Annotated in this window: 17 protein-coding genes; 7 read left to right on the top strand and 10 right to left on the bottom strand. The window is 33.2% G+C overall.

All coding sequences use genetic code 11. The features are described from left to right. The first annotated feature begins 41 nt into the window (after positions 1–41). Together B0A81_RS16385 and B0A81_RS16380 are read left to right on the top strand one after the other, a co-directional pair. Positions 42–1205: a THUMP domain-containing class I SAM-dependent RNA methyltransferase gene (locus tag B0A81_RS16385; protein ID WP_089059020.1), complete on the top strand. Its 1164-nt coding sequence runs from the start codon at positions 42–44 to the stop codon at positions 1203–1205. A gap of 202 nt (positions 1206–1407) precedes the next feature. Beyond that, positions 1408–1644, top strand: a complete 237-nt coding sequence (locus B0A81_RS16380) for a hypothetical protein (RefSeq protein ID WP_089059019.1) — start codon at positions 1408–1410, stop codon at positions 1642–1644. Between the two features lie 122 nt (positions 1645–1766). Here B0A81_RS16380 and B0A81_RS16375 read toward each other — a convergent pair whose 3' ends face one another. The 3 genes from B0A81_RS16375 to rlmD are packed head-to-tail and all read right to left on the bottom strand — an operon-like array spanning position 1767 to position 4532. After that, entirely contained in the window at positions 1767–2576 is an 810-nt protein-coding gene (locus B0A81_RS16375) for a DUF6048 family protein (protein ID WP_089059018.1), read from the bottom strand. Beyond that, positions 2548–3105: a DUF6452 family protein gene (locus B0A81_RS16370; RefSeq protein ID WP_089059017.1), complete on the bottom strand. Its 558-nt coding sequence runs from the start codon at positions 3103–3105 to the stop codon at positions 2548–2550. The genes B0A81_RS16375 and B0A81_RS16370 overlap by 29 nt, the downstream gene beginning before the upstream one ends. A 14-nt stretch (positions 3106–3119) precedes the next feature. Then, entirely contained in the window at positions 3120–4532 is a 1413-nt protein-coding gene (gene rlmD, locus B0A81_RS16365; protein WP_089059016.1) for a 23S rRNA (uracil(1939)-C(5))-methyltransferase RlmD, read from the bottom strand. Positions 4533–4725: 193 nt separating this feature from the next. Between rlmD and B0A81_RS16360 the strand changes: the two genes are divergently transcribed. Continuing rightward, positions 4726–5739, top strand: coding sequence for a sensor histidine kinase (locus tag B0A81_RS16360; protein WP_233207084.1), 1014 nt, complete (start codon positions 4726–4728; stop codon positions 5737–5739). Positions 5740–5841: 102 nt separating this feature from the next. Here the strand turns inward: B0A81_RS16360 and B0A81_RS16355 are convergent, their stop codons facing one another. From B0A81_RS16355 to epsC, 4 genes are all read right to left on the bottom strand, one after another. Further along, on the bottom strand, positions 5842–6828 hold the full coding sequence (locus B0A81_RS16355) for an aldo/keto reductase (RefSeq protein ID WP_089059014.1): 987 nt from the start codon (positions 6826–6828) through the stop codon (positions 5842–5844). 20 nt (positions 6829–6848) lie between these two features. Continuing rightward, a complete protein-coding gene (locus tag B0A81_RS16350; protein ID WP_089059013.1) occupies positions 6849–7388 on the bottom strand; it encodes a hypothetical protein in 540 nt (179 codons plus the stop codon). Positions 7389–7492: 104 nt separating this feature from the next. Beyond that, entirely contained in the window at positions 7493–8380 is an 888-nt protein-coding gene (gene cysM / locus B0A81_RS16345; RefSeq protein ID WP_089059012.1) for a cysteine synthase CysM, read from the bottom strand. Position 8381: 1 nt separating this feature from the next. Further along, positions 8382–9173, bottom strand: coding sequence for a serine O-acetyltransferase EpsC (gene epsC, locus B0A81_RS16340; protein ID WP_089059011.1), 792 nt, complete (start codon positions 9171–9173; stop codon positions 8382–8384). A 190-nt stretch (positions 9174–9363) separates the two neighbouring features. On the opposite strand from epsC, the gene B0A81_RS16335 reads away from it, so the two are divergent. Next, positions 9364–10065: a DUF1003 domain-containing protein gene (locus B0A81_RS16335; RefSeq protein ID WP_089059010.1), complete on the top strand. Its 702-nt coding sequence runs from the start codon at positions 9364–9366 to the stop codon at positions 10063–10065. Positions 10066–10083: 18 nt separating this feature from the next. On the opposite strand, the gene B0A81_RS16330 is transcribed toward B0A81_RS16335, so the two are convergent. Continuing rightward, positions 10084–10338, bottom strand: coding sequence for a DUF2752 domain-containing protein (locus B0A81_RS16330; RefSeq protein WP_317044423.1), 255 nt, complete (start codon positions 10336–10338; stop codon positions 10084–10086). A gap of 136 nt (positions 10339–10474) precedes the next feature. Here B0A81_RS16330 and B0A81_RS16325 point away from each other — a divergent pair, with 136 nt between their 5' ends. Both B0A81_RS16325 and B0A81_RS16320 read left to right on the top strand, forming a co-directional pair. Continuing rightward, complete coding sequence (locus tag B0A81_RS16325; RefSeq protein ID WP_089059008.1) at positions 10475–10660, top strand: hypothetical protein; 186 nt, start codon at positions 10475–10477, stop codon at positions 10658–10660. Beyond that, entirely contained in the window at positions 10650–11201 is a 552-nt protein-coding gene (locus tag B0A81_RS16320; RefSeq protein WP_089059007.1) for a Smr/MutS family protein, read from the top strand. Before B0A81_RS16325 ends, B0A81_RS16320 begins: the two co-directional genes overlap by 11 nt. Positions 11202–11380: 179 nt before the next feature. Here the strand turns inward: B0A81_RS16320 and B0A81_RS16315 are convergent, their stop codons facing one another. After that, on the bottom strand, positions 11381–12355 hold the full coding sequence (locus B0A81_RS16315; protein ID WP_089059006.1) for a hypothetical protein: 975 nt from the start codon (positions 12353–12355) through the stop codon (positions 11381–11383). A gap of 87 nt (positions 12356–12442) precedes the next feature. Between B0A81_RS16315 and B0A81_RS16310 the strand changes: the two genes are divergently transcribed. Beyond that, entirely contained in the window at positions 12443–13567 is a 1125-nt protein-coding gene (locus tag B0A81_RS16310; RefSeq protein ID WP_089059005.1) for a cysteine desulfurase family protein, read from the top strand. Between the two features lie 115 nt (positions 13568–13682). Here B0A81_RS16310 and B0A81_RS16305 read toward each other — a convergent pair whose 3' ends face one another. Then, positions 13683–14243 carry an L-threonylcarbamoyladenylate synthase gene (locus B0A81_RS16305; protein WP_089059004.1) on the bottom strand — a complete coding sequence of 187 codons (561 nt, stop codon included), beginning with the start codon at positions 14241–14243 and terminating at the stop codon, positions 13683–13685. Positions 14244–14258 lie beyond the last annotated feature (15 nt).

Below are 14258 nucleotides of genomic sequence, written 5' to 3'. Positions count from 1 at the left end.
AGTGCATCTTTTAAGATTTAGTTTTTTTAATTTATAGAGAAATGGAAGAAAATTTTAGAATGATTGCCAAATGTTTTTTTGGCTTTGAAGAGATATTAGAACAAGAATTACGTACGCTTGGTGCTCAGGATGTTGAAAAAGGAGTGCGAATGGTAAGTTTTAAAGGTGATAAAGGGTTTATGTATAAAGCCAATTTGTCGCTTAGAACGGCGCTGAAAGTACTAAAACCAATTTACTCTTTTAGAGCTAACAATGAGCAGGCATTATACAAAGGAATTTCGGGCATAAACTGGTCGAAATTGTTAAATGCCAATCAAACTTTTGTAATTGATGCAACTGTGCATTCTACTTATTTTAATCATTCTGAGTTTGTTTCTCAAAAATGTAAAGATGCTATTGTAGATCAGTTTAGAGAAAGAACAGGGCAGAGACCAAGTATTGATAAGCAATATCCAGATTTACGAATCAATGTGCATATCGACAAAGATCAGGTTTCAGTAGCTTTAGATACTTCTGGAAGCTCATTGCATCAGCGTGGGTATAGAACTGCGACAAATATTGCGCCTATAAACGAAGTTTTGGCAGCGGGAGTTCTATTGCTTTCAGGATGGGAAGGACAAAGTCATTTTTTAGATCCAATGTGCGGATCAGGAACTTTTTTAGCAGAAGCAGCGATGATCGCCTGCAATATTCCTGCAAATATTAATCGTAAAGAATTTGCTTTTGAAAAATGGAAAGACTGGGACAACGATTTGTTTGATCAAATTGTAAACAGCTTGATGAAAAAAACAAAAGAATTTCATTATACAATAAAAGGTTTTGATAAAGCACCAAGTGCGGTAAGCAAAGCAAAAGATAATATTAGAAATGCTAATCTTGAGGATTATGTAACAATTTCTGAGGACAACTTTTTTGATTCTGAAAAAGAAGTAGAAGGAAAATTACATATTGTATTTAATCCGCCGTATGATGAGCGTTTAGATATTCATATGGAGAAATTCTACAGCAGTATAGGTGATACTTTAAAGAAAAACTATCCAGGAACAAATGCTTGGTTTATCACGGCAAACCTAGAAGCGTTGAAATTTGTTGGATTAAAGCCATCAAGAAAAATCAAGCTTTTTAACGGAAGTCTTGAAGCTCGTTTGGTAAAATACGAAATGTACGAAGGAAGCAAGAGAACGAAATTTCAGGTTACAGAGTAAATAAAATAGATTCAAAGTTACAAATGTTCATAGTGGCATAGGTTTTAAAGCTTTGTCGTGAAGAGTTTTGTAAAGTTGTATTTATAAGAAGATAAAATTTCAAATAGAATAAAACTTGCAAAGTGGTAAGACTTTATAAACGCAAAGAGTAGATCTTTGTACCTCTGAATCTTTGCTGCTTTGCACCTTTAAAAAGAAAAAAATGACAAAACTACAAATAAGAGCTTTTTTATATCAATTAGGATGTTTTGCAATTCTGTTTATTTTAGGCAGATTTTTAATTGCGACTTATACAGGATTAACTGGATTATGGATTCCGATGACTGCATTTATTGTGTCGACCTTAATTTCTCCAAAATTTCAAGCCGCAAGAACAAAAGATGGCGAGAAGCTTTTTATGAAATGGATTTTTATAAAAGGAATTAAGGAAATAGGATAATTTTTTTAACCTTTAATATCAAGGAAGATTGGATTTATTGAAGGTAAGCAGGACTTCAATTGTATAGTATAAAAAAGCCCCGAATTTTTGAATTCGGGGCTTTTTGTATAATAAGAGAATTTCTATTTTTTAGAAGTTTCTTTTTTGATTTCTGGAAGAACTACTTTTTTCTTATAAATTGGAATAAAATAAGAAACGGTATAGTTAAATCCTACTCCAAAACTTCCATCATAAGTTCTGTTAAAACCAGGAATATAAAGATTGTCAAAGCCAGAAGGTTTGTTGTTCATGACTAAAAGTTTAAGCTGAACACCAAAACCAACAAATACATTATTAAAAACTTTAGCTTTAATTCCGCCCGCAACCTCAATCCAGCCTGCGCTTAATCCGTTGTATTTTTGATTTGCAGCAATATAAGGCTGTTCGCCCCAATACGGATTTGGATTGTAAACTTTATAGCTGTTTAAGTCTTGACTAAAAGAACTGAAACCACCACGCATACCAATAGTTATTAGGTTTTCCATATCTAACCAGTTTTGGTATAAATTGTAGTCGAATCCTGCTTTAATATAAGTTCCCTTCGCAGTAGAATTTAATCGGTCATCGTCAGTTGTTTTGTTTTCAAAACCCAATTCAGCAGCTAAATAGTACGTTTTGGTTAAACGATAATCTCCTACAAACTCAATTCCTTTATAATCTTTATCGTAAAGACCTCTTGTTAATTTGTATAAATCTACTCCAACACGCAAACCATAACGGTCTGTTTTTGTTGAAATACTATCAATTTTTGTTTCCTGAACAGCAGGTTTTGCTGTTTTTTTTGGTTTTTCGGTAACGATTTCCTTTTTCGCAGCTGATGTTTCTTGAGAATGTCCTAAAAACATTGAAAACACTAAGCAAAAACTAAAAATATATTTTAACATGTGTTTCATTTTCTGTTTGAATGTTAGGAGTTAGTATATCAATACTCTGCATCCATTGACCGTCGTTAGCAGGATCTGTTCGTACGATTCCAGCAGTGCTTGAATTATCACTTGGGTTCAATGTGAAATTAGTTTTAAAACCGCAAGCTCTAGATACGTAAATGTTTTGCGTTGCATAATTAAATGTCAATACATCTGTATTTACGGCTGCAGGATTGCTGTTTATAGCATTAAATATAAAGCTGTAAGAAGTAGTTGTGCCAACTGTTTTTAGCGGAATAGAAATAGTGCTTCCGTTTGCTAAATATTTGGTTATCTCAGTTCCGCTTTTATTAAAAATAATCCCATTTGGATCACCTCCGCCAATACCAACAACTTTTAAGTTTGTGACATTTTTTACAACAGATGGATCCGAAATGTTATAAAAGGTAATAACAAGTCGCGGAGTTGTAGGTGTATTTCCATCGCAAATGTCATCTTTTTCACAGCTGGAAAGTCCAAAAGTAAAAAGAAGTAAAAGAGAGACTATTTTTTTCATTTATAATTTTATAATTATCGAAGTTCTAAAAGTACAACATTTTCAACGTGATGTGTTTGTGGGAACATATCAACAGGTCGAACGCGGGTAACTTTGTATTTTTCGTCCATCAATGCTAAATCACGAGCTTGTGTTGCCGAGTTACAGCTTACGTAAACTACTTTTTTAGGAGCAATTTTTAAAATCTGATCGATTACGGCTGCGTGCATACCATCTCTTGGCGGATCTGTAATAATAACATCCGGTTTACCATGCTGAGCAATAAATTCTTCATTGAATACCACTTTCATGTCACCAACAAAAAACTCGCAATTTGTAATATTATTGCGCTCTGCATTTGCTTTTGCATCTAAAATTGCTTCTGGCACACTTTCTACACCAATTACTTTTTTTGCTTTTTTAGAAACAAATTGTGCAATAGTTCCTGTTCCGGTATATAAATCGTAAACCGTTTCATTTCCTGATAAGCCAGCAAAATCACGCGTAATTTTGTATAATTCGTAAGCTTGATCAGAATTTGTTTGATAGAATGATTTAGCATTGATGCTGAATCTCAAACCTTCCATTTCTTCTAAGATATAATCTCTTCCTTTATAAAGTTTGATATCTTGATCGTAGATTGTATCGTTTTGCTTAGCATTTACCACATATTGCAAAGAAGTAATTTGTGGAAATTTCTCGTATAAATGATCTAAAATAAGTTCGCGGTTAGCTTTGTCATTTTCGAAAAACTGAATCAAAACCATAATTTCGCCAGTTGAAGCCGTACGAATCATTACCGTTCTTAATAAACCAGAATGTTCTCTTGGATTAAAGAATGCTAAATTATGCTCCTTTGCAAATGCTCTGATTTCGTTTCTAATAGCATTTGAAGGATCTTCTTGTAAGTGACATTTTTGAATGTCTAGAATTTTATCCCACATTTTCGGAATATGAAATCCTAAAGCATTTCTGTTTCCTAAATCTTCTTTGCTTTCAATTTCTTTTTCTGTTAACCAACGGCTGTTAGAAAATGAAAATTCCATTTTATTTCTATAGAAAAATTGTTTTTCCGAACCTAAAATAGTTTCAAATTCAGGAAGCTCAACTTTTCCAATACGCTGTAAATGATTTTTTACTTCGTTTTGTTTGTAATACAACTGTTGGCTGTATTTCATATTTTGCCATTTACAACCACCGCAAACACCAAAATGATCGCAGATAGGTTCAATACGATGCTCTGATAATTCGTGAAATTTTACGGCTTTACCTTCGTAATAGGCTTTTCTTTTTTTGAATGTCTGTACATCAACTACATCACCCGGAACTACATTCGGAATAAAGATTACTTTTCCGTCAGGTGCTTTTGCTACTGACACTCCTTTTGCTCCAGCATCAAGAACCTGGATTTGATGAAAGACAACTTTGTCTGTATTTTTTCTTCCCATAGCGCAAAAATAAGCGTTTGAAAACTTTTATAAATTTAATTTTCAAAAAAAATTATCAAATTGTTGAATTTATTAGTTTAATTGAGTTTAAAAGTTAACTTTGTTTTAAGCATTAATCTCAAATTTATCAAGTATAACCTATTGTTTGTCGTGTTTTATGAAGTTGTATCACAATCTTTCACAAATCAGCTTTTTGAAAAAAAGTTATGCATTTAAATTCTTATTTGTCGCATTTATAGGAATACATATTCCGCTTATAGGGATTTTGTTTTTTGTACTTTTTTTTGAGCATACCGTCTCGCCAACTTCAATTTTAGTATTTTCTTTAATTATGACTTTGCTGGCAACGGTGATTACGCTTTTGATATTAAAACAATTAATTAAGCCTATTTCGATCGCTTCAAGATCATTGGATGATTATAGAAATAACAGACAGCTTTCAGTATTGCCAACAGAATATACTGATGAAGCAGGACTTTTGATGTGTAATATTCAAGAATCTATTTATGAGGCAGAAAGTTTTATAAACGAAAAACAAGATTTAATTTATATGCTTTCGCATGATTTGAAAAATTTCGCAGGAAATCCGCAAGGTTTAGCCGAGCTTATTTTAAGCGAAAATCCATCCGAATCAGTTAAACATTTGGCAGGTTTAATTTGCGAATCGACTAATTTGCAATTTCGATACATCGAGAATTTTATAAAATTATTAAAGGAACAAGATCAAGTAGTAAAAATAAATCCAGAGTTTAAAACGATTTTAATCTCGAATATCCTGCCTTTTATTAATGAGCAGGTTGAACAGCGTTTGATTGATAAAAAAGTAAACTTAAAAGTAAATGTTGAAATTGACGAGGTGAAACTTAAAATCGACGAAGGTTTATTAGTTCAGGTTTTAGTTAATTTAATCAGCAATGCCGTTAAGTTCTCTTATTTTGACAGTGAAATAAAACTTAGAGTTTTTAAGGAGAATTCGAATATAATTATTACAGTTACTGATGAAGGAATTGGTTTTGACAAAAATCAAATTGATGAATTGTTTAAGAAATTCACAAAAATGAGCCGTTTAGGAACTGCAAATGAATCATCAACTGGAATAGGATTGTATTTATGCAAGAAAATTGTAGAGAAAAATAAAGGAAAACTAACTGCTTTAAGTGAAGGCAGGAATAAAGGTGCCGAATTTAAAATTGAATTCGAACTTTAGTTTTTTAAGAAGTTAAGGTTCTGAAATACTAAGATGATAAGTTTTAAACTTTGGTAAAACCTTAATATTTCAGAACTTCAGAACCTTTGTGTCTGCTAAAAATTACCAGAGCTGATGCACAGATGGTTTTACATATTCTTCGTAAATTTTATTCATAGCTGAGATTTTTTCAGGGCTAAGATTTGGGAGATCATAAATCGATAAATTCGAAAGAACATGTTCTTTTTTTGAAGCTCCGGGAATAATACAGCTCACTTCATTAAAACTCAAAATCCATTGCAAGGCAATAGGAGCAAGGTTTGCTGTTTCAGGAAATAAGGTTTTTAGTTTCTCGACCGCTTTTAAACCTAATTCGTAATCAATACCAGAAAAGGTTTCGCCTTTATCAAAGGCATCTCCGTTACGATTAAAATTGCGATGATCCTGAGTATCAAAAGTTGTTTTTGAATCAAATTTGCCTGTTAAAAGACCACTTGCGAGCGGAACACGCGCAATGATGCCGATATCTTTCTTCTTTGCTTCAGAGAAAAATAATTGCGACGGACGCTGGCGGAATAAGTTAAAGATAATTTGAACCGTAGTTACATTTGAATATTCTATTGCTTTTAAGGCTTCTTCGACTTTTTCGACGCTTACGCCAAGATTCAAAATTTTGCCTTGTTCTTTTAAGCGGTCAAAAAGTTCAAAAATTTCAGGACGATAATAAACTTCTGTAGGCGGACAATGAAGTTGTATTAAATCTAGAGTTTCTAATCCAGTTCTTCTTAAACTGTCTTCAACAAATTTCTGAAGTACTTTTGGCTGGTATTCTTCATTTATATGCGGATTAATATTGCGTCCGCATTTTGTTGCCACATAGATACGTTCAGAACGTGAACGAACAACGCGGCCAACAGCAATTTCGCTTAGTCCGTTTTCATAAACATCGGCAGTGTCAATAAAATTAACACCATTGTCTATGGCAGTATTTATAAGTTCATCGGCAGTTTTATCATTAAATCCTGATCCCCATTTTCCTCCAACCTGCCAAGTTCCCAGTGAGATTTCGGATATGTTGAAGTTTGTTTTGCCTAGTTTTCTGTAGTTCATTTCTTTGAGGTGCTGAGTTGTTATGTTTTTTTGATTGAAAAAGATTTCGATTTAATTTTCTTTTTGTAAAAATTACTGTTTACTAATTCATCGCTTAAGTTTTCTTTTTTCTCTTCATCAGTCAGATCAAAAGGTCTGTAGATTAATGCTAATTGTTTGAATTTTATTTTATCATCAAAATAAACATCGTTTTTGGTAATGTATTTAGTGTCGAAATTGAATTTTAGAGTTGAAAAGGGTTTGCAAATTAAGATGTTGTCAGATGTTAATTTTGCCTTTTTTGTCATTATAGCAGGAGGCGATTCTTCGATAATAAATGCATTATTAGGAAAAGTTTCGATCAGGTAAAAATAATTGAAGCTGTTTGTATTGTTATTTCCAACTGTTTCTACAGGAAGAGGTAAAATTATGGTCTCTTTAGAGTTGTTTTTCAATTCACAAAAAAGAATAAACTCTTTCGAGCCGTTTCGAAGATACTCTTTGGTGTTTAAAATTTTAATTTCTTGTGCATTTATAGTAATGCTGTAAAGAGATAGGAGTGCAAAGGCTAATTTTTTCATTTTTAAAACAGCAAAGGAGTAAGATTTTTTTAAGGTTCTAAGCTTCCTTAGATTCTGAGTTTTTAAACTTAGAAGCTTTGCAGCTGCGAACCTTTGTTCCTCTTTTAATCAAATAAATCAGATGATAGATAACGATCGCCGCGATCACAAATAACGGCAACAATAACACCGGATTCTAGCTGTTCGGCAATTTTTAAAGCTACAGCAACAGATCCTCCGCTGCTCATTCCTGCAAAAACGCCTTCTTCTAAAGCTAATCTCTTTGTCATTGCTCTGGCTTCCTCTTCACTTACATCAACAACAGTATCGACTTTTGAAGCATCGAAAATTTTAGGCAGATATTCTTGCGGCCATTTACGAATTCCCGGAATTTGAGAGCCGTCGCTTGGCTGCGCGCCTACAATTTGAATAGCAGGATTTTTTTCTTTTAAATAAGTAGATGTTCCTATGATTGTACCAGTTGTTCCCATTGCTGAAACAAAATGTGTAACAGTTCCGTCAGTATCATTCCAGATTTCTGGGCCAGTGGTTTTGTAATGCGCTTTCCAGTTGTCGTCATTAGCAAACTGATTCAGCATTAAATATCCGCCTTGGGCGACTTTCTTATCAGCATAATCTCTTGAACCGATAATTCCTTCACTCGCTGGTGTTAAAATAACCGTAGCGCCATAAGCACGCATAGTTTGTGTTCGTTCTTTTGTAGAATCCTCTGGTAAAACCAATTCAATTTCTATTTGAAACAATTGCGCAATCATTGCTAGTGCAATTCCTGTATTGCCGCTTGTTGCCTCAATTAGTTTGTCACCTTTTTTAATATCGCCTCTTTCAAGTGCAGAAGCAATCATGTTGTAAGCTGCTCTGTCTTTTACACTTCCCCCCGGATTGTTTCCTTCAAGTTTTAGTAAAAGTTTTACGTTTTTATTTTTAACCAAATTGACCGTTTCCATTAATGGAGTATTTCCAATAAGGTTTAACAATTTTTGTGGACCCATTTTATCTTTTTTCTTTTATTTTAACGTCAGTTGTAGTAGTGTTCAGTACAATAGAATCTGCAGGAATAGATTTAGTTACCCATGCATTTCCTCCAATGACACTATTTTCGCCTATGATAGTTTCTCCGCCTAATATTGTGGCATTCGCATAAATGCACACATTTGCTTCTACAGTTGGATGTCTTTTTGCATTTTTCATTTCCTTGCTCACACTCAAAGCTCCTAAAGTAACCCCTTGGTAAATTTTAACGTGTTTTTTAATAACAGAAGTTTCTCCAATAACAATTCCAGTTGCGTGATCAATAAAAAACGGCGATGCAATGCTTGCTCCCGCGTGTATATCAGTTCCTGTAATTCGATGCGCATATTCGCTCATTAATCGCGAGAACAATAATAAATCTAGATGATATAATTCATGGCTTAATCTATAAATTGCAATAGCATAAAAACCCGGGTAACCTAAGTAAACTTCATCTAAGCTGTTTGATGCTGGATCATTTTCTAGAATATATGCAGCATCTTGATTAAGTTTTTCTAAAACTCCAGGAAGTTTTTCAAGAAATCTATCCCAAATCGATTCGCATAAGTTTTCAGGTTTTTGACAAGCTAAAACAGCAATTTCTTTAAATCGTATTTCAAGTTCATTTATGCTTTCGTCTAATGCAGCATTCGAATCAAAAAGAGTATAAAACAGCTTTTCAGTAAAAGCTTCCGTTTTGGTTTTGATACCGTAGTTTATTGTAGAATGGCTTTTTAAAGCTTTAATGTTTTGTATGATAGTGTCTTTTGTCACAATTATAAAATTGAATGGATATTTTAAAACGTTAAAAGTAAGGTGTTTTTTGTAAATACAGGCACGAATTAACTAAAGAAATTTTGTGCTGAGGGTCGTATTTGTGATAAATGAAAGATTATTGAAATCTAAAATATTATATGATTCTTAAGAAGTTAATTATGTAAATTAGCCTATAAAATTTACAGAAATGAAAAACAATTCAACGTTCAAGAGTGCAATTTCAAATATAGATTTTCCTGAAAATGATAAAGTCTATGGAAAATCAATTCACGACCCAATTCTGGGTTTAATAATCAAAGATCATCCTTCTTTTTGCGATGATGATTGTATAGCTGTCGAGGAATTGAATGAATATCGTCAGAGATACATTTCGAATTATTTATCTACTGAAATTGGCGCACTTTCAGATCTTGAAAAAAATGTTATCTCTTCCTTGAAAGAAGATAAATCAATTGTAAGTACTGTTGAAGATGAAGCTGAGACAAGAAATTTTGGTCAGAAGATTGCGGATCAGGTAGCAGATTTTGGCGGAAGCTGGACTTTTATAATTTCGTTTCTGGCTTTTATTGTTATTTGGATTGGCTCAAATGTTTATATTTTGGTTAATAAAGGCTTCGATCCATATCCGTTTATTTTGCTGAATTTGATCTTATCTTGTATTGCAGCTTTGCAAGCGCCGGTGATTATGATGAGCCAAAATCGTCAAGAAGAGAAGGATCGAAATCGTGCCAAAAAAGACTATATGATTAACTTAAAATCAGAATTAGAAATTAGAATGATTCACGATAAAATTGATCATTTAATTATGCATCAGCAGCAAGAATTAATCGAAATTCAGAAAGTGCAAATTGAGATGATGAATGATATTTTGAACAAGATTAAGAAGTAAAAAAAAGGACCAAAATTATCAAAGATAAAAGTGTTTGTAAAAGTAACCGGCGAGCATAAAAATGATGTTCAGGCTTGCCGCTTTCCAAATTATTTTTTTATAATTTCTCGACTTATCTACAAAATATAAAACGACTAAAAGTAAAAATAAAAGGGTAGTGTAAACTGCCGGATACATATTAAAAGCCGCTAAAAATTCACCTTGAAAAAGTAAGAATAATGATCGCTGAAAACCGCAGCCTAAACACTCAATTCCGAAGAGCGTTTTGAACATGCAGGGGATCATATATTTTTCTAAAGACACGGTGATTTTTTTTTACAATTTTACGAAAAAAAAATAAGATAACATTTCAAGAGGAGGGAACTGTTATTTTAAAGTTTGTTACTTTTGAATTCTTAAACTTTAAAATATGAAAACGTTTAAAATTTTAATTATGATTCTTGCCATTTCGGTTGCGTTATATGAGCAGGTTTCAGCCGAAAAAAATATCTATATCATAGTAATTGCAATTGCAGTTTTTATGTATGGAATGATGCAGCTGAGTGCAAAAACACCAAGTAAAAACCAAGATAAAGAAGAGAAGGATGTTGACTAAAGGAGATAAGGTTTCTGTCTTAGACGAAGCCATAAACGGAACGGTGGTTTCAGTGAAAAACAATGAGGTTTTGATTGAAACTGAGGACGGATTCATGATGACATTTTTTGTCAATGAATTGCTTAAGATTCAAGAAACCAGTAATTTAATGAATTCTATTAAAAGAATTGATTTAGATGAGATTTCAAAAGAAAAAACAGAGCCAAAACCACGTAGTTTTGTCAAAGAACGCAAAGATAAACGTGAAATTTCGGCTCCAGAATTTGATTTGCATATTGAAAAACTGGTTCCAAATAAACGCGGAATGTCGAATTATGACATCTTAACTTTACAGACTGAAACAGCAAAAAGACACATTGAATTTGCGATCAAAAACCGCATTCCAAAAATTGTTTTTATTCATGGTGTCGGCGAAGGAATTTTAAAAGCGGAATTAGATTTTTTGTTGGGTCGTTATGATGGTATAGATTTTCAAGACGCCAATTATCAAAAATATGGACTAGGTGCCACCGAAGTTTATTTTAGACAAAACAACAAATAAACACGTTTTGAAGTCTTAAATAAGCTCTTTTAAAAGTATAAAAAAACGTCCGTTTTTCGTCTTGATTTCCGATTGAAATCAGTCTTGAAAAATGGACGTTTTTTGTAAGAATAAAAAAAGAAGCAAAGACTGTTTTTGAACAGTGTCTTTGCTTCTTTTTCGTTTTGTTTTTTTACTTTTTACTTGGTAATTTTTCCTAGAATGAAACTGGTTCCAAGTCTAAATTTACTGTTTCCTTTTACTAGCGAAACGTTTGCAAGAACAACAGTGTGAATAAAGTTTGTACCTACTTTTTCTGTTGTTACTTGTACTTCAGCTTTTAAATCTGCGTTTGTGTTTTCACCTACCCAAGTTTCATTTACTGCAGGTAAAGAAGGAGTGGTTTTTTGACAAAAATAGCCTGAAGAAATACTTCCGGTTCCGCTTAAAAAAGTTCTGTAAAAAAGCTTATTTGTAGTTGCTCCAATTGCTCCTGTTCTTGGCTTTCCTGGAGGGGTAACTACATTTTCAAGTAAGCTTTGATCGAAGTTTTCAATTGTTAAAGTAAAGGACGTATTGTAATTGTAAACAGTTAAGTTGTCAGGGCAAATAAATGCTTCGCCGCTCGCGGCATTTTGAAACGTTAAATTAGCTGGAGTAACCGTAGTTTTATAATCTCCAAACGTAAATTCAGCTTCAACTTGATCTCCCGCAGGTTTTGAAAATGTAATATTTTGAAAAACGATATTATGGTTGTAGCCATTAATTCTTGTTGCTCCATTTACATCAGGATCAGTTGCTATTTGTGTAGTTGTAATTACAATTTTACCAGTTTTTCCAAGCCACTCTTCAGTAACATTTGGAGTTCTTGGTGGTATAGCGCCGCAAATATTTGTAGTTTCTACTTTACCATCATAAGCTCTGTATACAACGCGATATTGGTTGTTGTCTATGTCATAGATGTAAACTTTAGGATCATTTACAATTCCGTTTGCCTGCGGTAATTGAAGTAATAATGATTCTTGTGTTTTAAGTTTGTAAAGTAAAGTATTTGTTGCGGGATCACAACTTGCAGCTGTAACATTATCAAAATCGATTGTATCCACTGTAAGGTCGCCATCGTCACAGCCGTTTAGCAAAAACGCCAATAATACAAGGCTTGCATATTTTTTCATCGTAAATTTTATTTGGGTCAAAAATAGTGAAAAATTTGGCAAATGATATTTAAGATTAGACAATTGATATTTCATAACTTTGCAGTAATGAAAAAAGTATACCTCGATAACGCCTCAACAACTGCGATGCGTCCTGAAGTTATTCAGGAAATGACTAAAGTAATGACTGAAGATTTTGGTAATCCATCGTCGACACATAGTTTTGGGCGAAATGCAAAAACAGTTTTAGAACTTTCTAGAAAAAGTATTGCTAAACATTTAAATTGTTCAGCTCAGGAAATTATTTTTACTTCAGGAGGAACTGAGGCTGATAATTGGATTTTGAGATCGGCAGTAGAAGATCTTAAGATAGAACGAATTATTACTTCAAAGATTGAACATCATGCCGTTTTGCATGCTGCTATGGCTTTAGAGGAAGAATATGGTGTTCAGGTCGATTATGTAAAGATAAATGCGGATGGAAGTATTGATTTGACGCATTTGTCTAATTTATTAAGCGACGAGAAAAAAACAATCGTTAGTTTAATGCATGTAAACAACGAAACAGGAACTATTTTAGACTTGGATAGAGTTGGGGTTATTTGCAAACAATATAATGCCTTATTTCATTCAGATACGGTTCAGTCAATTGGGAAAACTGAGATTGATCTTCAAAAAACTTCGGTAGATTTTATTTTAGCCAGTGCGCACAAATTTCACGGACCTAAAGGTGTTGGTTTTGCTTTTGTTCGAAAAAATTCCGGATTACAGCCTTTGTTTTTTGGAGGTGAACAAGAAAAAGGACTTCGCGCAGGCACAGAAGCTGTACATCAAATTGCTGGAATGGCAAAAGCTTTGTCTGTTTCTTATGAGAACTTAACAGAAGAACGCGAGTATATTTCTGAGCTTAAGAAATATCTTATTGAGCAATTAGAAACTCATTTTTCAGGTTTTAAAATTAATGGGAGAAAAGATGATTTTTATAATATCATCAATATCACACTTCCGTTTTCTTCAGATAAAACGTCAATGCTTTTGTTTAGTTTAGATATGAAAGGAATTGCTGTTTCTAGAGGAAGCGCTTGCCAATCTGGTAGTATAAAACCGTCGCATGTTTTAAAAGAAATGCTTTCGGAAGATGATTTGCAACTGCCAAATCTCCGAATTTCATTCAGTCATTATAACACAAAAGAAGATATTGATTGGCTGATTGAGTCTTTGAAAGTTGTTTAAAGGTACAAAGGGTCAGAGTCGCAAAGGCTCAAAGGTTTCTTTAGTGTGAAAAGTCCTTCGACTTCGCTCAGTCAGACAGATCTTTTATGTCATCCTGAGCGAAGTCGAAGGACTTTTATTTTCTAATCACTTTTACCTGAGAATCGTTTGTCAGTTTTATAATTGTCGAAGGTTTTCCCGCAACTTTATCGTGATATAAATTAACCACATAGTCAACTCCGTTGATGATTTCTGGATTAATATCTTTAAAAGCAATTGGAGTAGGCTGCCCTGAAATATTTGCCGATGTTGAAACCAGTGGTTTTTTCATTCGTTCTAGTAATTTAAAACAAAAAGGTTCTTTTACTAATCGAACTGCAAGTGAGTTATCTGCGGCGATAATATTAGCTGCAACATTTCTAGGCTCATCTAAAATTAAAGTTGTTGGTTTTTCAGATAAATCTAAAATTTGCCAAGCTACTTCAGGAATGTTTTTAAAAACATTGTACATCATTTTTTCGCCATTCATTAAAACAATCATGCTTTGCGTTTCGGCACGTTGTTTCAGCTTGTATATTTTGGCAACAGCTTCAGGATTTGTAGCATCGCAGCCAATTCCCCAAACAGTATCAGTTGGGTATAGTATAATGCCGCCTTCTTTGATTACTTCGTATGCTTTTAGTATTTCTTCGTTCATTTTGTAAAATGTAAT

Origin of the sequence: Flavobacterium plurextorum, assembly GCF_002217395.1 — a bacterium.
GTDB lineage: Bacteria > Bacteroidota > Bacteroidia > Flavobacteriales > Flavobacteriaceae > Flavobacterium > Flavobacterium plurextorum.
The sequence above is the reverse complement of the archived record's forward strand: the minus strand, read 5'-3'. Positions and strand labels throughout refer to the sequence as shown.